At 75.1% G+C, this 23,005-nt stretch carries 20 protein-coding genes; 13 read left to right on the forward strand and 7 right to left on the reverse strand.

Annotated elements, in window-relative coordinates; translation table 11 throughout:
* Window positions 1-26 precede the first annotated feature (26 nt).
* The 4 genes from ABD158_RS15045 (at window position 27) to ABD158_RS15060 (ending at window position 4,184) form a co-directional block, all read left to right on the forward strand.
* Window positions 27-1,169 (forward strand): LVIVD repeat-containing protein, encoded by a 1,143-nt coding sequence (locus tag ABD158_RS15045; RefSeq protein ID WP_344008369.1) that lies wholly within the window; start codon window positions 27-29, stop codon window positions 1,167-1,169.
* A 71-nt stretch (window positions 1,170-1,240) separates the two neighbouring features.
* Complete coding sequence (locus ABD158_RS15050) at window positions 1,241-1,540, forward strand: hypothetical protein (protein ID WP_344008370.1); 300 nt, start codon at window positions 1,241-1,243, stop codon at window positions 1,538-1,540.
* Window positions 1,537-3,057, forward strand: coding sequence for a hypothetical protein (locus ABD158_RS15055; protein ID WP_344008371.1), 1,521 nt, complete (start codon window positions 1,537-1,539; stop codon window positions 3,055-3,057). Before ABD158_RS15050 ends, ABD158_RS15055 begins: the two co-directional genes overlap by 4 nt.
* A gap of 56 nt (window positions 3,058-3,113) precedes the next feature.
* Window positions 3,114-4,184 carry a hypothetical protein gene (locus ABD158_RS15060; protein ID WP_344008372.1) on the forward strand — a complete coding sequence of 357 codons (1,071 nt, stop codon included), beginning with the start codon at window positions 3,114-3,116 and terminating at the stop codon, window positions 4,182-4,184.
* Between the two features lie 15 nt (window positions 4,185-4,199).
* Here the strand turns inward: ABD158_RS15060 and ABD158_RS15065 are convergent, their stop codons facing one another.
* The gene (locus tag ABD158_RS15065) at window positions 4,200-5,285 is read right to left on the reverse strand and encodes an adenosine deaminase (protein WP_344008373.1); all 1,086 of its coding nucleotides are present in this window, start codon (window positions 5,283-5,285) and stop codon (window positions 4,200-4,202) included.
* Window positions 5,286-5,394: 109 nt separating this feature from the next.
* Here ABD158_RS15065 and ABD158_RS15070 point away from each other — a divergent pair, with 109 nt between their 5' ends.
* The 4 genes from ABD158_RS15070 to ABD158_RS15085 all read left to right on the forward strand — a co-directional run bounded on the left by ABD158_RS15070 (window position 5,395) and on the right by ABD158_RS15085 (window position 7,926).
* On the forward strand, window positions 5,395-6,210 hold the full coding sequence (locus ABD158_RS15070; RefSeq protein WP_344008374.1) for an HpcH/HpaI aldolase/citrate lyase family protein: 816 nt from the start codon (window positions 5,395-5,397) through the stop codon (window positions 6,208-6,210).
* Window positions 6,207-7,073 carry an FAS1-like dehydratase domain-containing protein gene (locus tag ABD158_RS15075; protein WP_344008375.1) on the forward strand — a complete coding sequence of 289 codons (867 nt, stop codon included), beginning with the start codon at window positions 6,207-6,209 and terminating at the stop codon, window positions 7,071-7,073. The genes ABD158_RS15070 and ABD158_RS15075 overlap by 4 nt, the downstream gene beginning before the upstream one ends.
* Window positions 7,074-7,082: 9 nt before the next feature.
* Window positions 7,083-7,538, forward strand: a complete 456-nt coding sequence (locus ABD158_RS15080) for a MaoC family dehydratase (RefSeq protein ID WP_344008377.1) — start codon at window positions 7,083-7,085, stop codon at window positions 7,536-7,538.
* Window positions 7,539-7,608: 70 nt separating this feature from the next.
* Window positions 7,609-7,926 carry an EthD family reductase gene (locus ABD158_RS15085; RefSeq protein WP_344008379.1) on the forward strand — a complete coding sequence of 106 codons (318 nt, stop codon included), beginning with the start codon at window positions 7,609-7,611 and terminating at the stop codon, window positions 7,924-7,926.
* A 57-nt stretch (window positions 7,927-7,983) separates the two neighbouring features.
* Here ABD158_RS15085 and ABD158_RS15090 read toward each other — a convergent pair whose 3' ends face one another.
* Entirely contained in the window at window positions 7,984-9,267 is a 1,284-nt protein-coding gene (locus ABD158_RS15090) for a thymidine phosphorylase (RefSeq protein WP_344008380.1), read from the reverse strand.
* Between the two features lie 32 nt (window positions 9,268-9,299).
* On the opposite strand from ABD158_RS15090, the gene ABD158_RS15095 reads away from it, so the two are divergent.
* Window positions 9,300-10,757 carry an MFS transporter gene (locus ABD158_RS15095; protein WP_344008381.1) on the forward strand — a complete coding sequence of 486 codons (1,458 nt, stop codon included), beginning with the start codon at window positions 9,300-9,302 and terminating at the stop codon, window positions 10,755-10,757.
* Between the two features lie 15 nt (window positions 10,758-10,772).
* Here ABD158_RS15095 and ABD158_RS15100 read toward each other — a convergent pair whose 3' ends face one another.
* Entirely contained in the window at window positions 10,773-11,225 is a 453-nt protein-coding gene (locus ABD158_RS15100; protein WP_344008382.1) for a cytidine deaminase, read from the reverse strand.
* Window positions 11,226-11,446: 221 nt separating this feature from the next.
* Here ABD158_RS15100 and ABD158_RS15105 point away from each other — a divergent pair, with 221 nt between their 5' ends.
* From ABD158_RS15105 to ABD158_RS15120, 4 genes are all read left to right on the forward strand, one after another.
* Window positions 11,447-12,550 (forward strand): BMP family lipoprotein, encoded by a 1,104-nt coding sequence (locus ABD158_RS15105; RefSeq protein ID WP_344008383.1) that lies wholly within the window; start codon window positions 11,447-11,449, stop codon window positions 12,548-12,550.
* Between the two features lie 111 nt (window positions 12,551-12,661).
* On the forward strand, window positions 12,662-14,179 hold the full coding sequence (locus ABD158_RS15110; protein ID WP_344008384.1) for an ABC transporter ATP-binding protein: 1,518 nt from the start codon (window positions 12,662-12,664) through the stop codon (window positions 14,177-14,179).
* Window positions 14,176-15,468, forward strand: a complete 1,293-nt coding sequence (locus ABD158_RS15115) for an ABC transporter permease (protein ID WP_344008386.1) — start codon at window positions 14,176-14,178, stop codon at window positions 15,466-15,468. Before ABD158_RS15110 ends, ABD158_RS15115 begins: the two co-directional genes overlap by 4 nt.
* Complete coding sequence (locus tag ABD158_RS15120) at window positions 15,465-16,763, forward strand: ABC transporter permease (RefSeq protein ID WP_344008387.1); 1,299 nt, start codon at window positions 15,465-15,467, stop codon at window positions 16,761-16,763. Before ABD158_RS15115 ends, ABD158_RS15120 begins: the two co-directional genes overlap by 4 nt.
* A 25-nt stretch (window positions 16,764-16,788) precedes the next feature.
* Here the strand turns inward: ABD158_RS15120 and ABD158_RS15125 are convergent, their stop codons facing one another.
* Genes ABD158_RS15125 through ABD158_RS15140 form a run of 4 tightly spaced genes read right to left on the reverse strand, consistent with a single transcriptional unit; the run spans window position 16,789 to window position 22,964 of the window.
* Window positions 16,789-17,976, reverse strand: coding sequence for an amidohydrolase (locus ABD158_RS15125; RefSeq protein ID WP_344008388.1), 1,188 nt, complete (start codon window positions 17,974-17,976; stop codon window positions 16,789-16,791).
* A gap of 11 nt (window positions 17,977-17,987) precedes the next feature.
* Entirely contained in the window at window positions 17,988-19,010 is a 1,023-nt protein-coding gene (gene meaB, locus ABD158_RS15130) for a methylmalonyl Co-A mutase-associated GTPase MeaB (protein ID WP_344008389.1), read from the reverse strand.
* Between the two features lie 4 nt (window positions 19,011-19,014).
* A complete protein-coding gene (scpA, locus tag ABD158_RS15135) occupies window positions 19,015-21,153 on the reverse strand; it encodes a methylmalonyl-CoA mutase (protein WP_344008596.1) in 2,139 nt (712 codons plus the stop codon).
* Window positions 21,154-21,182: 29 nt separating this feature from the next.
* Window positions 21,183-22,964, reverse strand: a complete 1,782-nt coding sequence (locus tag ABD158_RS15140) for a methylmalonyl-CoA mutase family protein (RefSeq protein WP_344008390.1) — start codon at window positions 22,962-22,964, stop codon at window positions 21,183-21,185.
* Window positions 22,965-23,005 lie beyond the last annotated feature (41 nt).

Genomic DNA, 23,005 nt, shown 5'->3' on the forward strand with positions numbered 1-23,005 from the left:
GCCCGCCTCCGGACATGATGAACCGCGTGCACCGTCACCGCGCCGCGCGCCTCGCCGCCCCCGTCCTCGCCCTCGCCGCCGGACTGACGACGCTCACCGGTCCCGCCGTCGGTGCTCCCGACGGCCCCGGGGCGGCGACGTCCCCCGCGCTCCGGGCCCTCGGCGACGCCCGGGGCGGCCCGCGCGCGGAGGCCGCGACCTTCGCCTCCGACCCGGGCACGCAGGTCTCCGGACCCAACACGTTCCCCCGCGACCTCGCGGTCTCGTCGAGCGGACGCCGGGCGTTCGCGCTCGACGAGGACCGGCTCGCCGTCCTCGACGTGACCCGCCGTCCGTCACCGGTCGTGGGCCGGACCGGCAACGTCTTCGGCACCGACATCGCCGTCCGCCGCGGCGGCCGGTGGGCCTACGTCGTCAACGACCAGCAGCTCTACGTCGTCGACGTCCGCCGCCAGCGCCCCCGCCTCGCCCGCGTGGTGTCGACCCGCACCCCCACCGATGCGCTCGACGTCGTCGTGGCTCCGGACGGCAGGCACCTCTACGTCGCCTACGGCTCGGGCTTCCCGACCGGGCGCGGCAACGGCGTCCGGGTGCTGTCGCTGCGCGACCCGGCCAGGCCGCAGCCCGTGGCCCGCTTCGACACCGGCACGTTCCCGCAGGGCATCGCGGTCAGCCGCGACGGCGACCGGGTGGTGACCGCCAACGCGCTGGTCGGCGACGTCACCGTCGCGAACACGTCCAACCCGGCCCGCCCGCGCATCGTCCGCGCCCGCCTCGACCTGCCCTTCGACGTCGAGTCGGTCGCGATGGTCGGGCGCACCGCCTACGCCTACGGCGACGCCGACGCCCGCGTCGCGGTGGTCTCCGCGACCCGGGGCCGGCTGCAGCGGGTGCGCAACATCGCGCCCGGCAACGAGGGCGGACCGGACCTCATCGCCTCCGGCGACGGCCGGCTGCTCTTCGCGACCCACTCCCAGCAGCCGCCGGACCGGGTGGTCAGCGTCGTGCGGCGCTCCGACCTGACCTCGGTGCAGGCCTTCCAGGGCACGTCCTTCCCCCGGGGCCTGGCCACCGCGACGACGGGTCCCGCGGCCGGGGACTTCTTCGTCACCGCCGGCCTCGGGCTGTCCGAGCCGAAGGGCTTCTTCCCCTTCTCCCGCACGCCCTGAGCCCGGCCCGGGGCCCGCCGCGCGGCGGGCCGCGGGTTTGACCGGGTCCGGTGACGGGCAGGCGTCCCGGCATGGCGATCGAGCTCCGACCCGCAGGCATCCGCGACGGATGGCAGTACGGCGAGAGCGCGGCCGACGAGGTCCGCTCCGCCCTGAGCTGGACCGAGGCCGCCGCCGGCAGCGACCTCGGGCCGCTGCAGGACTGCCTGTCCGCCGCGGCCTCGGACGTCCACGGGTCGCTGCAGGTCGTCGCCTCGGTGCTGCGGGAGTTCGGCGCCGGCATCGAGGAGTGCATCGCCGACTTCGAGGCCACCGACGGCGCCTCGGCCGGCGCCTTCAACTCCCTCACCGGTCCCGGGGGCGGACAGTGAGCGCCGGGTGGGTGCCGACCGACCCGGAGTTCTACTCCGACCGGCTCGCCGACCTCCGCTCCCTGCTGGCGACCGTCCAGGAGCTCGACCTCTGGCCCCCGTGGGACACGGTCGGCCGGCTCGTCGAGCTGGTGGGGCAGGCGGCCACGGCGACGATGCTGCCGCCCGACCCGGACCCGGCCGCCCTGACCTCCGCCCGGACCGGCTGGCGGATGCTCGACCAGCGCGCCGACTCGGCCACCGCCGACCTCGTCCGCGTCCCGTTCCACGTCTCGACCGCGGTCTGGGAGGGTGGCTCGGGTGACTCCTTCCGCTCCTCGGTCACCGAGCTGTCGGGCCGCGTCCGGTCCGTCCGCACGGCCTGCGACAGCGTCGAGGGCACCCTCGAGGGCCTGACCGGCGACATGACGGGAGTCCGCGACGCCCACCGCGCCGGCCGGGAGAAGATCCTCGACAACCTCGAGATCTCCTGGTCCGACCTGCTGCCCTGGGAGGCCTACGACCTCCTCACCCGGCGCCGCGGCCTCGTCGTCGACGGTGTCCGGGAGACCCTCGGCGCCTACGAGGACGCCGCGGAGCTCGTCCTCGCCGCCGACCGTGCGATCCGGCGGGCCCTCGACGCCGTCGAGCTGCCCACCCGGCTGCCCACCGCCGGCGGGATCAGCACCGTGGACCTGCTCAACGGCTGGGACGACGACCGCGGCCTGCTGTCCGGGGCGGCGCTGGCGCGCTACGAGGACCGGTTCGCCGAGCTCTCCCCCGGCCAGCAGCGCGAGCTGCGCGAGGCGCTCGCCTCGGCCCGCAGCGACGCGGAGCGCGCGGCCATCCTCGCCGGGGTCGGGGGCGGCCTCGCCGGCGCGGCGCTCACCCGCTACCTGCAGCACCTGCGGACCATGGACCGCCGCGACATCGAGCGGATGGACCCGCTGACCAGCCCCTCCGACGACGTCACGCAGCCCGACCAGACGACCTGCGGCTCGTCGTCGCTGGTGATGGCCCGGATGCTCAACGACCCGGCCTACGCGATGTGGATGCGGACCGGCTACGACCCCGAGACCGGCGAGACCGACCCGCGCAGCTTCGAGGAGCGCTTCGACGACGAGTCCTTCCGGGTCAAGACCCTCACCAACGACGCGACCTCCCCCGAGGGCGAGCCCCAGCAGCCCTGGCCGTCGTTCCTCGGGACGCCGCCGTGGGGTGCCGCGAGCGAGATGAACGCGCACGCCGGGGTGCCGGGCAGCGAGTACGGCAACGACGTGGTCGACCCCTCCGACCCGGGCCGCACCTTCGACGCGGTGCAGCGGGCGAGCGAGGACGGTCACGCCGTCCCCCTCTACATCGGCGACGAGTGGTCCCCCCGCCACGTCGTGCTGGTCACCGGCACCGACGGCGACTCCCTGGAGGTCTACGACCCCGCCTCCGGGAGCACCACGACCATCAGCCGCGACGAGTTCGAGGGCAACGACCTCGGCACCTCGGGCTGGGACCAGGCCTGGACCGCGGTGGTGCCCCGGTGACGGCCTCGCGTCCCGGTCGTCCTCGGCCCCCCCGGCGCGCCCGCGCCCTGGCGGGCGTGCTCGCCCTGGCGGCGGTCGCCACGGCCGGCGCCGGGTGCACGCGCCAGGAGACCGACCTGGCGAGCGGACCGGTCGACCTGGCGCGCGCGGAGCGGGCCTGGGCCGACCCGTGGCTGGCGCCCGCCGACGCCGCCGTGCCGACGTACGTCTACGGCACGAACGGCTCCGTCGAGCGCTCCGTCGGCTCCCGCACCACGACGTACGACGGGTCGCCGGCCGCGGCGGTGGCCCGCGAGGTCGGCGCCGCCGTCGACGGCGGCTGGACCCTCCTGACCGCCGACTGCCGTCCGACGCGCGTCGTCGCGCAGGTCGCGCGCGGCGACGGGCTCGACGACCAGGTGCTCGCGACCGTGACCGCCGAGCCCGCGGGCGGCGACGCCGCGCCCACGGCGACGACCACCGTCGACGGCGTCGTGCCCCACCACGCCGACGGCTCCTGGCCGCTCCCCGCGCCGGCGGCGCGCACCTGCCTCGACGGCGGCTCCGCGGGGGCGGGCGTCCCCGTCGCCGACCTGGTCGCACCGCCGGAGGAGCCGCTGCCCGGTGACGCCGCCCAGGACGGGCCCGCCGCCGTGGGGTGGGAGCGCGACGAGCCGGACGCCGACGACCGCGCGCTGCTGGAGGACCTCGCCGCGGACCCCTGGGCGGCCGCCGTGGGCGCCGAGGTGCGCCTGCCCACCCTCCGCACCGGTGACAACGACCGGGCCGTCGCGCCCGCGCGGGGGACGGTCGCGGACGACCTCGCCGGCGTCGTCGACGACATGGTCGGCGGCACCGGCGCCTGGGAGCCGACGTGGGCGGCCTGCGGCGGCGGCGCGGTCGACGTGCGGCTCCGCCTGGTCACCGACCACGGCACCGCCGTCGCCCGGCTGGTGCAGGACGCCGCGACCGGGCGCCGGACCGCGTGGGAGGTGACGGTGCCCGTCCCCGAGGGTCCCGCCGCGGACCCCGACGTGCCCGCCCTGGGGTCGTCGCGGTGCCTCGACGCCCCACCGCCCGCCGACGGCCTCCGCGTCGAGGGCACGCCCGTCGCGGTCCCCGCCGACCTGCAGCCGGTCGGGGACTGACCCGCGGACGGTCGCTCAGGCGCCGAGCGCGGCGTACCCCGGCTTGACGACCCCGTCGATGATCGCGAGGCGCGCGTCGAAGGGCAGGAAGGCGGACTTCATCGCGTTGATGGTGAACCAGCGCAGGTCGGCGGCGGAGTAGCCGAACGCCTCGACCAGGGACCACATCTCGTCGGTCATCGAGGTGCGGCTCATCAGCCGGTTGTCGGTGTTGACCGTGACCCGGAAGCGCAGGTCGCGCAGCAGCCCGATCGGGTGCTCGGCGATCGACGCGGCCGCACCGGTCTGCACGTTGGAGGCCGGGCACATCTCCAGCGGGATCCGGTTGTCGCGCACGTAGGAGGCGAGCCCGCCGAGCTCGACGGAGCCGTCCTCGTGCACGGTGATGTCGTCGACGATCCGCACGCCGTGGCCGAGCCGGTCCGCGCCGCACCACTGGATCGCCTGCCAGATCGACGGCAGCCCGAACGCCTCGCCGGCGTGGATGGTGAAGTGGGCGTTCTCGCGGGCCAGGTACTCGAACGCGTCGAGGTGGCGGGTCGGCGGGTGACCGGCCTCGGCGCCGGCGATGTCGAAGCCGGCGACGCCGTCGTCGCGCCACGACACGGCCAGCTCGGCGATCTCCTTGGAGCGGGCCTGGTGCCGCATGGCGGTCAGCAGCTGACGCACCACGATCGGGGTGCCGGCCGCCTCGGCGGCGGCCATGCCCTCGGCGAAGCCGTCGCGCACGCAGGCGACCGCGTGGTCGAGGCTGAGACCGCCCTCGACGTGCTGCTCGGGGGCCCAGCGCACCTCGGCGTACACCACGCCGTCGGCGGCGAGGTCCTCGACGCACTCGCGTGCCACGCGGGTGAGCGAGGCCGCCGTCTGCATCACCGCGACGGTGTGGTCGAAGGTCTCCAGGTAGCGCTCCAGCGAACCCGAGTCGGACGACTCGGCGAACCACGTCGCGAGGCCCTCCACCGTGTCCGCGGGCAGCTCGTGGCCGATCTCGGCGGCGAGCTCGAGGACGGTCGCGGGCCGCAGCCCGCCGTCGAGGTGGTCGTGCAGCAGGACCTTCGGTGCACGTCGTACGTCGTCGCGGGAGAGCTGGTCGGGCATGGGTCGGATCATCCCAGCCGGACCGGCTCCGGACCGCATCCGCGACGATGGCCCCACCCGCACCGATCCCCCTTCCCGTCCCTGTCCCCGTCCCTGGAGGAGACCGACCGTGACCGCATGGCTGTTCGTGCCCGGGAGCCGCCCGGAGCGCTTCGACAAGGCCGCCGCCGCCGGGGCCGCCGAGGTGGTGCTCGACCTCGAGGACGCCGTCGGCGGTGACGACAAGGGCGCCGCGCGCGAGGCCGTCGTGGCCTGGCTCGACGCCGGCGGCACGGGCTGGGTCCGGGTCAACGCCGCCGGCACGCCGTGGCACGACGCCGACCTCGCCGCGCTCGCCGCCCTGGTCGTCGCCCCGGACGCCGCCGGCCTGCGCGGCGTCGTCCTGCCGAAGGCCGAGGACCCCGAGGACGTGCGCCGGGTCCTCGCCGTCCTGCCGGACGGTGCCGGCCTCGTCCCGCTCGTCGAGTCGGCCCGCGGCGTCCTCGGCGCGGCCGCGATCGCCGCGTCGCCGGGCGTGACCCGCCTCGCCTTCGGCTCGGTCGACTACTCCCTCGACATCGGCGCCGAGGAGGAGCCGGCCACGCTCGCGCACCCCCGCTCGGTGCTGGTCGTCGCCTCGCGGGCGGCCGGCCTCGCGGCGCCCGTCGACGGGGTCACCACCGACGTCCGTGACGAGGCGCTGGTCGCGGCCGACGCCGACCGGGCGCGGCGGCTCGGCTTCGGCGCCAAGCTCTGCATCCACCCCGCGCAGGTGCCGGTCGTGCGCCGGGTCTTCACGCCCTCCGACGAGGACCTCGCGTGGGCCCGCGGCGTGCTCGACGCGGCGGGGGCGCACCCGACCGGGGCGGCGTTCGCCCACGAGGGCCGCATGGTCGACGCCCCCGTGCTCGCCCGCGCGCGGGTGCTGCTCGACCGCGCCCCGTGACCGGGACCGACCCGGCGCCGGGCATCACCGGGGCCACCGAGGTCACCGGGGTCGTCGCCCCGGACGTCGCCGAGGCCCTCGCCGCGCTGCTCGACGTGCCCGCGCCCGACGACGGCGCGCTGCCGCTGGCGTGGCACTGGTGCGTGCTGCTCGACCGGCCCCGCAGCGCCGACCTCGGGCCCGACGGCCACCCGGTGCGCGGCGGCAGCGTCGCGCCGCCGGGGCCGGGGCGGCGGCGGATGTGGGCCGGGGGCCGGGTGGAGGTGCGCGGACCGCTGCGCCTCGGCGAGGTCGCGACCCGCCGCTCGCGGGCCCGGCCGCCCGTCGCGAAGCAGGGCCGGTCCGGCCCGATGGACCTCGTCGCCGTCGACCACGTCGTCTCCCAGCGCGGCGAGGTGGTGCTCGTGGAGCGCCAGGACCTGCTCTACCGGGAGGCGCCCGCCGTCGGCGAGCCGCCCGCCCCCGAGCCCGTCGTCCCGGTGCCGCTCGCCGCCGGCGACCGGCCGTGGCCGGTCACCCCGACCCTGCTGTTCCGCTACTCGGCGCTGACCTACAACGGCCACCGCATCCACTACGACCGCGACCACGCCCGACGCACCGAGGGCTACCCCGGTCTGGTGACCCACGGCCCGCTGCAGGCGCTGGCGATGGCCGAGGCCGCCCGCGCGGCCGGCGTACGGACCCGGCCGGGGCTGGTCTGCGACTACCGGCTGGTGGCGCCGCTGATCGACCACCAGGGCCTCGTCGCCCGCGCCGACCCCGCTCCGGACGGCTCGTGGACCGCGTCGGTGCGCGACCTCGGAGGGCGCACGACCGCGCGTGCCACGTTCTCCGGCCTGCCGCCCCGCACGGCGATGATCTAGGTTCGGCGCATGCGCACCTTCAGCTCCCTGGACGAGGTCTCCGCCGCCGCCGGGACCGACATCGGCACCTCCGACTGGTTCGAGATCACCCAGGACCGGGTGAACGTCTTCGCGGACGCCACCGAGGACCACCAGTGGATCCACGTCGACACCGAGCGCGCCGCGTCCGGGCCCTTCGGCACCACCATCGCGCACGGCTACCTGACGCTGTCGCTGATCCCGTTCCTGGGCGCGAAGGTCGCCCGGTTCGACCTCTCGGGCCCGACGCTCAACTACGGGCTCAACAAGGTGCGCTTCCCGCAGTTCGTGACGGTCGGCTCGCGGGTGCGCGACCACCTCGCGCTCGGCGACGTCACCGAGGTGTCCCACGGCCTGCAGGTCGCGATGAGGCACACCATCGAGATCGACGGCGAGGACAAGCCCGCCTGTGTCGCGGAGACCCTCGCCCTGCTGCTGAAGGCCTGATCCGCCGGCGCCCGGCGTGCGCTCCCCGGCGTGCTGTCCGGGCGCGCCCTCCGGGCGTACTGTCCCGGCCATGACCTTCCAGCTCACCGTCCTGTACGGCCGGCCCGCCGACCCCGCGGCGTTCGACGCCTACTACGCCGAGACCCACGTGCCGCTCGCCAACGGTCTGTCGGGCCTGACGTCGTACACCACCTTCAAGCCCGGCCCGGGCCCCGACGGCGCGGAGCCCGACACCTACCTGGTCGCCAACCTGACCTTCACCGACGCCGACGCGTTCGGCGCGGCCATGGGCAGCGACCACGGCAGGCGGACGGTCGCCGACGTCGAGAACTTCGCCACCGGCGGCGCCACGATGCTGATGGGCGACGGCGTCACCACCCACGCCTGAGCCCGGGCGGCCGCGTCCGACCCGACCGCGCCCGCGCCCGGCCCCGGGGCCGGCGCGTCAGCCCACGCGGTCGATGACCACCGGCGTCGCCTCGTACGCCGTGTCGGCGACGTCGACGCCGCCCTCGAGGGCGGCGAGGGCGCGCCCGAAGCGCTCGGGGGTGTCGGTGTGGAGCGTCAGCAGCGGCTCCCCCGCGCGGACGGCGTCGCCCGGCTTGGCGTGCATCTCGACGCCGGCGGCGGCCTGGACGGTCTCGCCCTGGGTGGCGCGGCCGGCCCCGAGGCGCCACGCGGCGAGGCCGACGGCCATCGCGTCGAGCCGGGTCAGGGTGCCGGTCGCCGGGGCGGTGACCACGTGGGTCTCGCGGGCGGTCGGCAGGGCGGCGTCCGGGTCGCCGTCCTGCGCGGCGATCATCCGGCGCCAGGCGTCCATGGCCGAGCCGTCGGCGAGCCGGTCCGCCGGGTCGACGTCGCCGTGGCCGGCGGCCGTGAGCATCTCGCGCGCGAGGGCGAGGGTCAGCTCGACGACGTCCGCCGGACCACCGCCCGCGAGCACCTCGACGGACTCGCGGACCTCGAGCGCGTTGCCCGCCGTCAGCCCCAGCGGGGTGTCCATGTCGGTGAGCAGCGCGACGGTCCGCACGCCGGCGTCGGTGCCGAGCGCCACCATCGTCTCGGCCAGCTCGCGGGCGTTCGCCAGGTCCTTCATGAAGGCGCCGGAGCCCACCTTGACGTCGAGCACCAGCGCGCCCGTGCCCTCGGCGATCTTCTTGGACATGATCGAGGAGGCGATGAGCGGGATGGCCTCGACGGTCCCGGTGACGTCGCGCAGCGCGTAGAGCTTCTTGTCGGCGGGCGCCAGCCCGGAGCCGGCGGCGCAGATGACCGCGCCCACGTCCTCCAGCTGACGCATCATCTCGTCGTTGCCGAGCGCCGCGCGCCAGCCGGGGATCGACTCGAGCTTGTCGAGGGTGCCGCCGGTGTGGCCCAGCCCGCGGCCGGACAGCTGCGGCACCGCGACCCCGCAGGCCGCGACCAGCGGCGCGAGCGGCAGCGTGATCTTGTCGCCGACCCCGCCGGTGGAGTGCTTGTCGGCCGTGGGGCGCGACAGGCCGGAGAAGTCCATCCGCTCGCCGGAGGCGATCATCGCGGCCGTCCACCGCGAGATCTCGTCGCGACCCATCCCGTTGAGCAGGATCGCCATCGCCAGCGCCGACATCTGCTCGTCGGCCACCACGCCCCGGGTGTAGGCGTCCACCACCCAGTCGACCTGGCTGTCGCTGAGCGCGCCGCCGTCCCGCTTGGTGGCGATCACCTCGACCGCGTCGTGCGCCTCCGTCACGCGGACCCTCCTCGTCGTACGTCGCGACGCCGTTGCCGCGAGCGGCCGAACCTACCGCCCCCACCCGGCGCCCCGACCGAGGCCCGCTTGACCTCGACCGGGCTCGAGGTCGCACCCTGGACGCCGTGACGACGACCGCGCCGCCCGGCATCCGCGACGAGCTGTTCGGCCCCCGGCGCCGCGCGGTGACGGTGGGCATCGTGCTGCTGATCAGCCTGGTCGCGTTCGAGGCGATGGGCGTGGGGACCGCGATGCCGGCGCTGGTCGCGGACCTGGGCTCGGTGCGCGACTACTCCTGGCCCTTCGTGGCCTTCGCCGCCGCGACGGTGGTCGGCACGGTCGCCGGCGGCCGCTGGTGCGACGCCCGGGGCCCGCGCCGGGTGCTGCTCGGCGCCCCGGTCCTCTTCGGGACGGGCCTGCTGGTCGCCGCGCTCGCCCCGTCGCTGCCGGTGCTGCTGGTCGGACGCGTGCTCCAGGGTGCCGGGGCCGGCGCCCAGGGGGTCGCGGTCTACGTGCTCGTGGCGCTGGTCTACAGCCCCGCGGCCCGCCCCGCCGTCTTCGCGCTGATCTCCTCGGCGTGGGTGGTGCCCTCGCTGGTCGGCCCGCCGGTGGCCGGGCTGCTGGCCGAGCAGGCGTCGTGGCGGTGGGTGTTCGGCGGCCTGCTGCCGCTCGTCGTGCTCGCCCTCGTGCTCGTGGCGCCGGTCGCACGACGCCAGGAGCCGCCGTCCCGGCCGGCCGCCGCGCGGCGCGGGCTGGTGCCGGCGGCGGTGGTCGCGGCCACCGCCGTGGCGGCGGTCAGCTGGGCCGCCGACCACACCGCGACCACCCCGCTCACGGGCGGCCTGGTCGGGGTCCTGGCCCTCGCGGTGCTGCTGCCCGCCGTCCGGGTCCTCGTGCCGCGCGGCACCCTGCTGGCCCGCCGTGGCGTGGCCGCCGTCGTGGCGGGCCGCGGCCTGCTGAGCGGCGCGTTCTTCACCGCCACGGCCTTCCTGCCGCTGATGCTGACCGAGGTGCACGGCTGGTCGCTGACGGCGGCCGGGCTACCGCTGATCGTGGGCTCGCTCGGGTGGTCGGCGTCGTCGGCGTGGCAGGGACGGCGCCCCGAGCTGTCGCGTCCGGTGCTGCTGCGCGCCGGGTTCGCGTGCGTCGGGCTGGCCCTGGCCGGGCTGCTGCTGGTGACCCCGACCTGGGGCGTGCCGTGGCTCGCGCTGCCGCTGTGGGCCCTCGCCGGCACCGGGATGGGACTCGGCTTCTCGTCGCTGTCGTTCCTGCTGCTGGCCGCGTCCGCGCCCGAGCGGGTCGGCTTCCACTCCTCGGCCGCCCAGCTCGCCGACCAGCTCGCGCAGGCCGTCGTCATCGGGATCGGCGGGGCCCTCCTGGCGGTGCTGGCCTCCGTGACCGGGGGGCTCACCGCCCTGGTGGTGCTGCTGCTGGGCATGGCCGCGCTCGGCGCCGCCCTGGCCCCGCGCACGGCGCCCGTGGCGGGCTGACCCGCACGGCGCCGCTCAGACGCGGTGCAGGTCCTCGGGCCCGAAGGCCTGCGGGAGCACCTGGGCCATCGTGAGGACGCCCTCGGGGGTCATCAGGCGCAGCGGCGCCCCGCCGTTCTCCCACAGCAGCTGGCGGCAGCGGCCGCACGGCATGATCACCTCGGAGGCGCCGTTGACGCACACGAAGTGGGTCAGCCGTCCGCCGCCGGACAGGTGCAGCTGGCCGACCAGCCCGCACTCGGCGCACAGCGTCACGCCGTAGCCGGCGTTCTCGACGTTGCAGCCCGCGACCACCCGGCCGTCGTCGACCCGGGCGGCGGCCCCCACGGGGAAGCCGCTGTACGGCGCGTAGGCGTGCGTCGCGGCCTCGACGGCGCGGGCCCGCAGGGCCTCCCAGCCGCCCTCGGGCTCCTCGGGCGCGGCGTCGCCGCCGGCGCCGTGACCGGTGTCGCTGGAGGGGGTGCTCATGCGGCGGCTCCTGCTCTCGCGGGGTGGGCGGGAGTGCAGCCTCACCCATGCGTCGGGCGCTGACAAACCGGGCGCCCGCCGCCTGCGGGGCCGCGAACGTCCCAACTCGATAAACACTGCGCCAGGAGGGCCCTCGGGACTCCCTGTGACCCCTCGCGGGCGGATACCGTGCGGGCGCCGTCGCCCCGCCGGGGCGCGTTGGAGCTCCCTGGAGGAAGCACGTGAAGAAGTTGAGGAAGCCGGTCATCGGCGGCGTGGCCGCGGTCGCGATGCTGGGCGCGCTCGCCGCCTGTGGCGAGGCCCCCGAGGAGAGCCCCGAGAGCGGTAGCGGCGGCGGCGAGGGCGGCGGCAGCGACTACAAGCCGTGCATCGTCTCCGACGCCGGCGGGTTCGACGACCGCTCGTTCAACCAGCTCGGCTTCGAGGGCATCACGCAGGCCGCCGACGAGCTCGGCGTCGAGGTGACCGAGGTCGAGTCCAACAGCCAGAACGACTTCGCGCCCAACCTGGAGAACCTGGTGGCCGAGGGCTGCACCGGCATCGTCTCGGTCGGCTTCGCGCTGTCCGCGGCGACGATCGAGTCCGCCAACGCGAACCCCGAGATCGACTACTTCCTCATCGACGACGCGGCCGACGCCGACTTCGACGGCGAGAAGGACGCGGAGAACGTCAAGCCCCTGCTCTACAACACCGCCGAGGCCGCCTTCCTGGCCGGCTACGCGGCCGCGGACTTCTCCGAGACCGGCAAGGTCGGCACCTACGGCGGCGAGCCCTTCCCGACCGTCACGATCTTCATGGACGGCTTCCGCCAGGGCGTGGAGTACTACAACGAGGAGAAGGGCGAGAACGTCGAGCTCGTCGGCTGGGACGGCGAGAACGGCAGCTTCACCGGCGGCTTCGAGGAGGGCCCGGCGGCCACCAACACCGCCACCCAGATCCTCGACCAGGACGTCGACGTGATCATGCCCGTCGGCGGCCCGATCTACGAGGGCGCCGTCACCGCCATCGCCGACTCCAACCGCGACGTGGCGCTGATCGGCGTGGACGCCGACCTCTTCGAGACCGACCCCGACATCGGCGACCTGGTCCTGACCTCGGTCCAGAAGGGCATGGACGTCTCGACCTACGAGGCCGTCCTGGCCGCCGGTGAGGGCTCCTTCGACGGCGAGCCCTACGTCGGGACCCTGGAGAACGAGGGCGTGGGCCTGGCCCCGTTCCACGACTTCGAGTCCCAGATCTCCGACTCGCTCGCCGGCGAGCTGGACGACGTGCGCCAGCAGATCATCGACGGCGAGATCACGGTCGAGTCCTACCTCAACCAGTGAGCCCGGCGGGGGGAGGTCGACCTCGGTCGACCTCCCCCCGTACCGTTCCCGCCGCCGGCCCCCCCCGCCCCCTGTCACCACCCCGTCGCCCCGCCCCCGAGGACCCACCCCATGCAGCTCGCCCTGCGCGACATCACCAAGCGCTTCGGCGCCCTGGTGGCCAACGACCGGATCTCGCTCACCGTCGAGCCCGGTGAGATCCACTGCCTCCTGGGCGAGAACGGCGCCGGCAAGTCGACGCTGATGAACGTCCTCTACGGCCTCTACACCGCCGACGAGGGCGAGATCGTGCTCGACGGCGTCACCCAGAGCTTCGACGGACCCGGCGACGCGATCGCCGCCGGGATCGGCATGGTGCACCAGCACTTCATGCTCGTGCCCGTCTTCACCGTCGCCGAGAACCTGATGCTCGGCAACGAGACCACCGGTCTCGGCGGCACCCTCGACGTCGACGCCGCCCGCGAGCGCGTCCGCGAGATCTCCGCCCGGTTCGGCTTCGACATCGACCCCGACGCCGTCGTCGAGGACCTCCCCGTCGGCGCCCAGCAGCGCGTCGAGATCATCAAGGCCCTCTCCCGCGACGCGCAGGTGCTGGTCTTCGACGAGCCCACCGCCGTGCTGACGCCCCGCGAGACCGACGAGCTGATGGGCATCATGCGCCAGCTCCGCGAGGCCGGCACCGCCATCGTCTTCATCACCCACAAGCTCCGCGAGGTCCGCGAGGTCGCGGACCGGATCACCGTGATCCGCCTCGGCAAGGTCGTCGGCGAGGCCGAGCCGACCGCGAGCAACGCCGAGCTGGCCTCGCTCATGGTCGGACGGCCGGTCGAGCTGACCGTGCAGAAGCAGCCGCCCACGCTGGGCGACGACGCCCTGGTCGTGGACGGCCTCACCGTCACCGACGTCACCGGGCTCGTCCACGTCAACGACGTGTCCTTCACCGTCCGCGCCGGCGAGATCATGGCCGTCGCCGGGGTCCAGGGCAACGGCCAGACCGAGCTGACCGAGGCGATCGTCGGCCTCCAGGACCACGTCCGCGGCTCCATCCTCCTCGACGGCAGGGAGCTGGTCGGCCGCAGCGTGCGCCAGGTGCTCGACGCCGGGGTCGGCTTCGTGCCCGAGGACCGCCAGGTCGACGGCCTGGTCGGCTCGTTCTCGATCGCCGAGAACCTGATGCTCGACCGCTCCTTCTCCGGGCCGTTCACCAGCCGCTTCGGCGGCCTGCGGCGCGCGGTCCGCGACGCCTTCGCCCGCGAGAAGCTCGCCGAGTACGACGTCCGCGCCCCCGGGATCGAGACCCGGGCCGGCAACCTGTCCGGCGGCAACCAGCAGAAGGTCGTCGTGGCGCGGGAGCTCTCGCGCGACCTGCGGCTGCTCGTGGCCGCCCAGCCGACCCGCGGCGTGGACGTCGGGTCGATCGAGTTCATCCACCACCAGATCGTGGCCACCCGCGACGCCGGGATCCCGGTGCTCGTCGTCTCCACCGAGCTCGACGAGGTGGTGGCCCTCGCCGACCGGATCATGGTCCTGTACCGCGGCCGGATCGTGGGGATCGTCCCGGCGGACACCCCCCGTGACGTGCTCGGCCTGATGATGACCGGCGAACGACCCGCAGGAGCCGTGGCGTGACCGACCAGCAGGGGCAGCAGCCCACCGGCGCGACCGGGACGACCAGCGCCGAGACCGACGCCCTCGACCCGGCGGCGCAGAACTCGCCACCGGACGAGCTCGAGAAGCCCCGCGAGCCCGAGATCGGGCAGTGGCACACGGTGATGCGCTCCATCACCAGCGGCAACGCCCTGGTCGGCGTGCTCTCGGTGTTCCTGGCCGTGCTCGTCGGGTCGGTGATGATCCTGTTCACCGACGAGGACGTCCGCGCCACCGCGACGTACGTCTTCGCGCGGCCCTCCGACTTCTTCTCGGCGTCGTGGTTCGCGATCAGCGAGGCCTACAGCGCGCTGTTCCGCGGCTCGATCTACAACACCCGCGTCGACGACCCGGTCACCGCGATCCGGCCGCTCACCGAGACGCTGAAGTTCGCCGGTCCCCTCATCGCCGCGGGTCTGGGCATCGGCCTGACGTTCCGCGCCGGGCTGTTCAACATCGGCGGCCGTGGGCAGATGCTGCTCGCCGGTGCCGCGGCCGGCTGGGTCGCGGTCAACGTCGACGCGCCGCTGCTCGTGCACCTGCCGCTCGCGGTGCTGGCGGGCATGCTCGCCGGGGCCCTGTGGGCCGGGCTCGCCGGGCTGCTGAAGGCCCGGACCGGCGCCCACGAGGTGATCGTCACGATCATGCTCAACTACGTCGGCTTCTACCTCGTCTTCTACGCCCTGTCGCGCCAGGCGCTGCTGCAGGCCCCCGACACGGTGAACCCGACGTCCGCGCCGATCCCCGACACCGCCGTGCTCCCCGACATGCTCGGCGTGCGGTTCAACCTGCACTGGGGCTTCGGTCTCGCGCTGGTGGCCGTCGCGGTCGTGTGGTGGATCCTGGACCGCTCGGCGCTCGGCTACCGCTTCCGCGCGGTCGGCGAGAACCCCCACGCCGCGAAGGCGGCGGGGATCGACGTGGGCCGCACCTACGTCTACGCGTTCCTCATCGCCGGCGCGCTGGTCGGGCTCGCGGGCACCAACCAGGTGCTCGGGACCGTGACCACCGGCGTGACGGTGGACCTCGACGCCGGCATCGGCTTCGACGCCATCACCGTGGCGCTGCTCGGCCGGTCCCACCCGCTGGGCATCCTCGGCGCGGGGCTGCTCTTCGGCGCCTTCAAGGCCGGCGGGTTCTCGATGCAGGCCTCCCAGGGCATCCCGGTCGACATCGTGCTGGTCATCCAGTCCCTCATCGTGCTGTTCATCGCAGCGCCTCCGCTGGTCCGGGCGATCTTCCGGCTGAACAGGAAGGGGGCCACCGCGTGAGCACCCCCAGCAGAACTCCCGCCTCCACCGGGACCACCCCGGCCGTGGACGACACCCCGGCCGTGATCGCGGTCGTCAGCCGCAAGACGACCGTCCTGTTCGCGGTGTTCACCGTCGCGCTGGCCGCGATGGTCGGCCTGGCGCCCCAGGGCGGCACCACCGGCTTCCGGCTGTCGACGCGCTCGGACCTGTTTCAGCTGCCCGTGCTGGAGGTGCCCTCGACCGGCACCACCTGGGCCGTCGTCGTGGTGCTCGCGCTGCTGACGGCGGAGTCCGCGCGCCGGCTCCGCGCGCACCGCCGTACGCCGATCTGGCTGGCCGCGGTCTTCGCGTTCGTCGCGATGGTCGGGTTCCTGGCCTGGGCCGCGTCCGGCGGTGCCGTGCCCGTGGTCGGGCTGCTGGGCGGCGCGATGACGCTCGCGGTCCCGCTGGTCTTCGGCGCGATGTCGGGGGTGCTCGGTGAGCGCGCCGGCGTGGTCAACATCGCCATCGACGGCCAGCTCCTCGCCGGCGCGTGCGCCGCGGCCGTCGCGGGCTCGCTCACCGGCTCCGCGTGGGGCGGCATCGTCGGCGCCGCCGTCGCGGGGGTCCTCGTCGCCGCGCTGCTGGGGCTCTTCGCGATCAACTACCTCGTGGAGCAGGTCATCGTCGGCGTGGTGCTCAACGTGCTGGTGATCGGCGTGACGAGCTTCGTCTTCGCGCAGGTGCTCTCCGACAACCCGGACCTGAACTCCCCGCCGCGTCTGCAGAGCCTCGCGATCCCGGTGCTCGGCGACATCCCGCTCGTCGGCCCGATCCTGTTCCGCCAGTCCCCCATCGTCTACCTGCTCTACGTGGTCGTCGCCGTCGTGACGTTCGCGCTCTACCGGACCCGGTGGGGCCTGCGGGTCCGCGCCGTCGGCGAGCACCCCAAGGCCGCCGACACCGTCGGCATCCCGGTCAACCGGACCCGCTTCCGCACCGTGCTCGTCGCCGGCGCGATCGCCGGCGCCGGCGGGGCGTTCTACACCCTCGTCGCCGCCCAGGGCTTCAACCGGGAGATGACCGCGGGCGCGGGCTACATCGCGCTGGCCGCGGTGATCTTCGGCAAGTGGGACCCGATCCGCGCGACCCTCGCCGCGCTGCTGTTCGGCTTCGCCTCCAGCCTCCAGGGCATCCTGTCGGTGCTGGGCTCCCCCGTGCCGAGCCAGTTCATGCTCATGCTGCCCTACGTCGTGACCATCTTCGCGGTGGCCGGCCTCGTCGGTCGCTCGCGCGCACCCGCGGCCGTGGGCCTGCCGTACTCGAAGGGCTGACGCGGCTCGACCCGCGGCGGGCGCGTCAGGCGGGCGTGGTGCCGATCTCGGCGGCGAGGGTGCGCACGGCGGTGTCGGCGAGGACGCGGGCGCCGATCTCGATGGCGCGCTCGTCGACGACGAGGTCGCCCTGGTGCAGGTCGTAGGTGCGGCCGCCGGGGGTGCGGGTGCCGAGCCGCGCCATCGCGCCGGGGACGGTGTGGAGGTACCAGCCGAAGTCCTCCCCGCCGAGGCTCTGCAGGGTGGGCACCGCGGCGTCGGGGCCCAGCTGGGCGCCGACCGCGTCGGCGAGCAGGCCGACGGCCTCCGTCTGGTTGACGACCGGCGGGACGCCGCGGGTGTAGCGGACCTCCGCCTCGACGCCGTACGGCGAGACGACGGCGCCGACGAGCTCGTTGACGAGGCGCTCGGCCTCGGCCCAGGCGCCGGCGTCGAGGATCCGGATGGTGCCGGCCGCGCGGCCCTCGGAGGGGATCACGTTGTGGGTGGCGCCCGCCTGCACGAGCCCCCACACCAGGGTGGCGCCGGCGCGCGGGTCGAGCCGACGCGACAGCGCCGCGGGCAGGCCGGTCACCAGGTGCCCGAGCGCGAAGGTGAGGTCCTGGGTCAGGTGGGGTCGCGAGGTGTGGCCGCCGTGGCCGGAGAGCAGGACCTCGACCGCGTCGGCGGCACCGGTGAGCGGGCCGACCTTGAGGCCCACCGTGCCGACGTCGAGGGTGGGGTCGCAGTGCAGGGCGTAGGCCCGGACGGCGTCGTCGAGCGCTCCCTGCGCCATCAGCCGCTTCGCCCCGCCCGGCATGACCTCCTCGGCGGGCTGGAAGAGCAGCCGCACGCGGCCCGGCAGCGGCGTGCGCGCGTCGAGCTCGGCGAGCGCCAGCGCGGCGCCCAGCAGCGCGGTGGTGTGGACGTCGTGGCCGCAGGCGTGGGCCACGCCCCGGACCGTGCTGGCCCAGGGCTCCCCCGCCCGGTCGGTCAGCGGCAGCGCGTCGATGTCCGCGCGCAGCACCACCACGGGCCCGTCGGACCCGATCTCCGCGATCAGCCCCGTCGGCTCGGTCAGCCGGTGGCGGATCCCGGCCGCGGTCAGCCGCTCCGCGATGGCGCCCGTCGTACGCCGCTCCTGCCAGGCCAGCTCGGGGTGGGCGTGCAGGTCACGCCGGAACGCGACCAGCTCCTCGGTGGGCGGGAGTCGGAGGTCGTCGCGGGCGGGCACGATCGTGCAGGTTACCGGTCGGGCTCGGGCTCCCCGCGGCCCGGCCGGTCGGCGTCGTACGCCGCGAGGAGCCGGTCCGCGGCCTCGGGAGCCGCCATCTCGGAGGCCAGCACGGCGGCACGGACCTCCTCGCGCACCTCCCGTACGCCGGGTGAGCGGCGCAGCCGGGAGTCGAGCTCGTCGCGCACCAGGGCCCAGGTGAAGTCGAGCTGCTGGCCGGCGCGCTTCTCGCGGAGCCCGGCCTCACCGAGGTGGTCGCGGTGGGCCAGGACCTGGCGCCAGACCTCGTCGACGTCGCGCTCCTCCAGCGCGGAGCAGGTGACCACCGGGGGCGCCCACTCGCCGCGCCCACGGACCATCCGCATCGCCTGGGCCAGGTCGCGCGCGGCGACGCGGGCGTCGGCCTCGGAGGGCCCGTCGGCCTTGTTGACCGCGACGACGTCGGCGATCTCGAGGATCCCCTTCTTGATGCCCTGCAGCTGGTCGCCGGTGCGCGCGAGGGTGAGGAAGCAGAAAGTGTCGACCATCCCGGCCACGGTGATCTCCGACTGCCCGACGCCGACGGTCTCCACGAGCACCACGTCGTAACCGGCGGCCTCGAGCACGATCATCGCCTGCGTGGTCGTCCGGGCGACGCCGCCGAGGGTGCCTGCGGTCGGCGAGGGACGGATGTAGGCCCCGGGGTCGTTGGCCAGCCGGCCCATCCGGGTCTTGTCGCCGAGCACGGAGCCACCGGTGCGCACCGACGACGGGTCGACGGCGAGCACGCCCACCTTCGAGCCCGCCGCGGTCAGGTCCGAGCCGAGCGCTTCGATGAAGGTGGACTTGCCGACGCCCGGCACCCCGGAGATGCCGACCCGCACCGCCGGCGCGCGGCCCGGGCCGGCGCCGGGGGTGAGGCGCGTCAGCAGCTCGCGCGCGGCCGCCCGGTGGTCGGCGCGCGAGGACTCCACCAGCGTGATCGCCCGCGACAGCGACGCGCGGCGGCCGGCGCGGACACCGTCGGCGAGCGCGTCGAGGTCGAGGTCGGCCACGGGGTCAGTGACCGAGCTGCGCGGACAGCTTCTCGAGCAGCTCGAGCGCGGACGTCGCGATGACCGTGCCGGGCCCGAAGACCGCGGCGGCGCCCATCTCCTCCAGCGTCGGCACGTCGTCGGGCGGGATGACGCCGCCCACGACGACCATGACGTCCTCACGGCCCTCGGCGGCCAGCGCCTCGCGCAGCGCCGGCACGAGCGTCAGGTGGCCCGCGGCCAGCGAGGACACCCCGACGATGTGCACGTCGGCGTCGACGGCCTGGCGCGCGACCTCCTCCGGCGTCGAGAACAGCGGCCCCACGTCGACGTCGAAGCCGAGGTCCGCGAACGCCGTGACCACGACCTTCTGACCGCGGTCGTGGCCGTCCTGGCCCATCTTGGCGACCAGGATCCGGGGCCGGCGGCCCTCGGCCTCCTCGAAGCGCTCGGTGGCCGCGAGCACCGCGGCGGTGTCGCCGGCCTCGCCGGCCTCCTCGCGGTACACGCCGGAGATCGTACGGATGGTGGCGCGGTGCCGGCCCCACTCCTTCTCCAGCGCCTCGGAGATCTCCCCCACCGTCGCCTTCGCGCGGGCGGCGTCGATCGACAGCGCGAGCAGGTTGCCGTCGAGGCTGCTGCGGTCGGTGTCGGACGCGGCGGCGTTGTTCAGCGCCTCCAGCGAGCGGCGCACGTCGTCCTCGTCGCGCTCGTCCCGCAGCCGCTCCAGCTTGGCGAGCTGCTGGCGCAGCACGTCCTCGTTGTCGACGCGCAGCACGTCGAGCCGGTCCTCGCTGGGCAGCCGGTAGGTGTTGACCCCGATCAGGCTCTGCGCGCCGGAGTCGAGGCGGGCCTGGGTGCGGGCGGCCGCCTCCTCGATGCGCATCTTGGGGATGCCCTGCTCGATCGCGGCGGCCATCCCCCCGGCCTTCTCCGCCTCGGTGATGTGGGCCCAGGCGCGCTCGGCGAGGTCGTGGGTGAGGCGCTCGACGTAGTAGGAGCCGGCCCAGGGGTCGATGGTGCCGGTGGTCCCGGACTCCTGCTGCAGCAGCAGCTGCGTGTTGCGCGCGATGCGCGCCGAGAAGTCGGTCGGCAGCGCGATCGCCTCGTCGAGGGCGTTGGTGTGCAGGCTCTGGGTGTGGCCCTGCGTGGCGGCCATGGCCTCGAGGCAGGTGCGGCCGACGTTGTTGTAGACGTCCTGCGCCGTCAGCGACCACCCGGAGGTCTGGCTGTGGGTGCGCAGCGACAGCGACTTCGGGTTGCTCGGCCCGAACTCCCGCACCAGGCGCGCCCACAGCGCGCGGGCGGCGCGCATCTTGGCGACCTCCATGAAGAAGTTCATGCCGATCGCCCAGAAGAAGGAGAGGCGGGGGGCGAACGCGTCCACGTCGAGGCCCGCGTCGAGACCGGCGCGGAGGTACTCGACGCCGTCGGCGAGGGTGTAGGCGAGCTCGAGGTCGGCCGTCGCCCCGGCCTCCTGGATGTGGTAGCCGGAGATCGAGATCGAGTTGAACCGCGGCATCCGCTCCGCGGTGTAGCGGAAGATGTCGGAGATGATCCGCATGCTCGGCGCCGGCGGGTAGATGTAGGTGTTGCGGACCATGAACTCCTTGAGGATGTCGTTCTGGATGGTCCCCGCGAGCTGCTCCGGCTTCACCCCCTGCTCCTCGGCCGCCACGACGTAGAGCGCCATCACCGGCAGCACCGCGCCGTTCATCGTCATCGACACGCTCATCTCGTCGAGCGGGATGCCGTCGAAGAGGGTGCGGGTGTCGTAGATCGAGTCGATCGCCACCCCGGCCATGCCGACGTCGCCGCGCACGCGGGGGTGGTCGGAGTCGTAGCCGCGGTGGGTCGCGAGGTCGAAGGCGACGCTCAGCCCCTTCTGGCCCGCCGCCAGGTTGCGCCGGTAGAAGGCGTTGGAGGCCTCGGCGGTGGAGAACCCGGCGTACTGCCGGACCGTCCAGGGCTGCGTGGTGTACATCGTCGGGTAGGGCCCGCGCAGGAAGGGGCTGAGCCCCGGCCACGTCGCGAGCGCGTCGAGGCCCTCGAGGTCGGCCTCGCCGTACTGCGGCCTGATCTCGATGCCCTCGGGGCTGGTCCACGGCTCCTGAGCCTGTCGAGGGGCATGCGCCTCGTCGGGACCGCCGGGCCCCTCGGTCAGCGGGACGTCGGCGAAGCTCTCGGGCACGCTCACGACAGCGCTCCTCTCACTCGGTCCAGGAAGGCCAGGGCGTCGACGCCCAGCGCTGCGGAGTCGTCGGCCCAGTCCGCGGGCCTCCCCGCCACCACGACGCGGGACGCCCCGGCGTCACGCAGCGCGGACGCGGCGGCCTCGCCCCACTCGGCGTAGGTGCCGTCGGCGCCCGCGAGGCAGACCACCGCCTGGCCGTCGTACGCGGCGACGAGGTCGTCGGGGCCCTGGGTGGGCCCGGCGGCGTCGACGCGGACCCCGCCGGCGGCGAGCAGGTTGGTCGCGAAGGTGGCGCGCGCGGTGTGGGCGGCGACCGGGCCCAGGGTCGCGAGGAACACGCGCCCGGTGGGCGGGTCGTCCCGCATCGCCTCGTACGCCGCGCCCCAGGGTCGGACCTCGTCCCACGCGGCCCACGGGGCGCGCTCGGGCTGCTCGAGGTCGAGGCTCGGGAACTCCGAGAGGCCGGTCAGGGCCCGCTTCCGGGTCGCGACCTGGCGGTCGCGCTCGGAGACCACCGCGGCGAGGCGGTCCTCGAACGCCGGGTCCCGGTCGGCGCCGTCGGCCTCGATGCGGCCGAGCTCGGCCCAGGCGGCGACGGCGAGGTCGTCGGTGAGGCGCTCCACGGCGTACGCCCCGCCGGCGGGGTCGGTGACGCGGGCGACGTGGCTCTCGGAGATCAGCAGCGCGCTGGTGTTGCGGGCGATCCGGCGACCGAACGCCTCCGGACGCCCGAGGGGGGCGTCGAACGGCAGCACCGTGACGGCCTCCGCTCCGCCCACGCCGGCGGCGAAGGCCGCGACCGTGGTGCGCAGCATGTTCACGTGGGGGTCGTAGCGGCTCATCATCGGCCGGCTGGTGACCGCGTGGACGCGCACGGGTGCGCCGGCCGCGTCGCTGGCCTCGAGCACGCGCGTCCAGAGCCGCCGCAGCGCCCGGAGCTTGGCGACGGACGGCAGCTGCTCGTCGCTCACCGCCACCCGCAGCTCCACGAGCGGAGCCGCCTGCGCCGGCGCGAGCCCGGCCGCCTCGAGCGTGCGCAGCGCGCGGATCCCGGCGGCCAGCAGCCAGCCCAGCTCCTGCACGTCCGAGGCACCGCGGTCGTGGACGACGGTGCCGTCGGCGACGACCCCGAGCACGCCCGCGTCGGCGGCGAGCCGGGCCACCTCGACGAGGTCGTCGTCGTCCGGGCGGGCACCGAGCTGGGTGCCGGGCGCCAGGGTCGTGGCGCCGGCGTGGTCGAGGAAGGAGCGGGCGGTCGCGAGCGCCTCGCCCGCCGGGGCGTCGAGCACGACCGGCGCGAGGTCGAGCATCACGCCCTCGAGCAGCGTGGCCCAGTCGGTGCCGGGCGCGGCCTGCAGCCACAGGCTGGAGACGCCGCCCTCGAGGTCGAGCACGAGCTGCTCGTGGGCCGCCGCCGGGTCCTCGGCGACGGCCTCGGCGTCGGTGAAGGAGCGGATGTCCCAGTCGCCCCGCCGGGTGGGTCGCCCCTCGGTGGCCGGGTCGTCGAGGTGCTCGGGCGTGCCGAGCGGCGGCACGGCGATCCCGTCGAGGGTGCGGCGGGTCAGCGTCTCCCAGACCAGGGCGTCCTCGTCGTCCTCCCCGAGGCGCCGTGCCTTGCGGAGCACGGCCGCCGCGGCGGCCTCCCACGCGGTGCGGTCGTGGTCGTCGTGCTCGGGGTCGGCGAGCGCGAGGCTCCCCTGGTCGGGCTGCAGCGCGTCGGGCTCGTCCAACCCACCCTCGACCTCGCCGTCCGGACGCCCCGCGGTGCCGCTGTCGGTCATGGACGCACCCTAGGGACGCGACGTGACGTCGGCCACCGAGT

This window comes from Nocardioides lentus (genome assembly GCF_039529515.1).
GTDB classification, from domain to species: Bacteria; Actinomycetota; Actinomycetes; order Propionibacteriales; family Nocardioidaceae; genus Nocardioides; species Nocardioides lentus.

Excerpts from the sequence above, each read along its gene's own strand:
- ABD158_RS15050 (WP_344008370.1), top strand. The coding sequence starts at position 1,241 with ATGGCGATCGAGCTCCGACCCGCAGGCATCCGCGACGGATGGCAGTAC.
- ABD158_RS15085 (WP_344008379.1), top strand. The coding sequence starts at position 7,609 with ATGACCTTCCAGCTCACCGTCCTGTACGGCCGGCCCGCCGACCCCGCG.
- ABD158_RS15100 (WP_344008382.1), bottom strand. The coding sequence starts at position 11,225 with ATGAGCACCCCCTCCAGCGACACCGGTCACGGCGCCGGCGGCGACGCC.
- ABD158_RS15110 (WP_344008384.1), top strand. The coding sequence starts at position 12,662 with ATGCAGCTCGCCCTGCGCGACATCACCAAGCGCTTCGGCGCCCTGGTG.
- ABD158_RS15065 (WP_344008373.1), bottom strand. The coding sequence starts at position 5,285 with ATGCCCGACCAGCTCTCCCGCGACGACGTACGACGTGCACCGAAGGTC.
- ABD158_RS15140 (WP_344008390.1), bottom strand. The coding sequence starts at position 22,964 with ATGACCGACAGCGGCACCGCGGGGCGTCCGGACGGCGAGGTCGAGGGT.
- ABD158_RS15080 (WP_344008377.1), top strand. The coding sequence starts at position 7,083 with ATGCGCACCTTCAGCTCCCTGGACGAGGTCTCCGCCGCCGCCGGGACC.